Annotated in this window: 2 protein-coding genes; both read left to right on the top strand. The window is 69.6% G+C overall.

Going from position 1 to position 808, the window contains the following annotated elements; translation table 11 throughout:
• The coding region (locus BWR60_RS38555) for a hypothetical protein (RefSeq protein WP_230983286.1) at positions 1–388 on the top strand (388 nt) is incomplete at its 5' end.
• On the top strand, positions 274–807 hold the full coding sequence (locus tag BWR60_RS39115) for an AMP-binding protein (RefSeq protein WP_429913062.1): 534 nt from the start codon (positions 274–276) through the stop codon (positions 805–807). The genes BWR60_RS38555 and BWR60_RS39115, both read left to right, overlap by 115 nt.
• Position 808 lies beyond the last annotated feature (1 nt).

Genomic DNA, 808 nt, shown 5'->3' with positions numbered 1-808 from the left:
GCACACGCCGCTCTACGAGATCCAGGGCTGGGCCGGCCAGGGCGGCCGCTCCCTGTTCGACACACTGCTGGTCTTCGAGAACTATCCCGTCGACCAGGCCCTCCGCGAGCTGGAAGGCAAGGGGCCGCGCTTCGGCCAGATCCAGAGCCTGGAGACCACGAACTATGCCCTGACCCTCGGGATCGAGGCGGGGGCCGCGCTCGAGATCGACTGGAGCTGGCGGCGCGCGGCGTCGGCCCGGACGTTCTGGTCGGGGTGGCGGCGGAGCGGTCGGTGGAGATGTTGCTGGCGCTGCTCGGCATCGCCAAGGCGGGCGGGGCGTATCTGCCGCTCGACCCGGAGCATCCGCGCGATCGCCTGGCCGGCACCATCGCCGAGACCGGGCTGAGACTGGTTCTGGCCCAGGGACATCTCGCCGACCGGCTGCCGCAGATGGACGGCGTCGAGATCATCGCGATCGAAGGCTGGGATCTGTCCGGGTACTCGGACGAGGCGCCGGTGGTCGACTGGCATCCGGAGGGGCTGGCCTACTGCATCACCACCTCCGGCTCGACGGGCAAGCCGAAGGCGGTGGGCAACAGCCACAAGGGCCTGCTGGACTGGTTCTGGCCCAGGGACATCTCGCCGACCGGCTGCCGCAGATGGACGGCGTCGAGATCATCGCGATCGAAGGCTGGGATCTGTCCGGGTACTCGGACGAGGCGCCGGTGGTCGACTGGCATCCGGAGGGGCTGGCCTACTGCATCACCACCTCCGGCTCGACGGGCAAGCCGAAGGCGGTGGGCAACAGCCACAAGGGCCTGCTGAA

This window comes from Inquilinus limosus (genome assembly GCF_002195995.1).
In the GTDB taxonomy this organism is placed as follows: domain Bacteria; phylum Pseudomonadota; class Alphaproteobacteria; order DSM-16000; family Inquilinaceae; genus Inquilinus; species Inquilinus limosus_C.
This window is presented reverse-complemented; position numbering and strand designations above follow the sequence as displayed.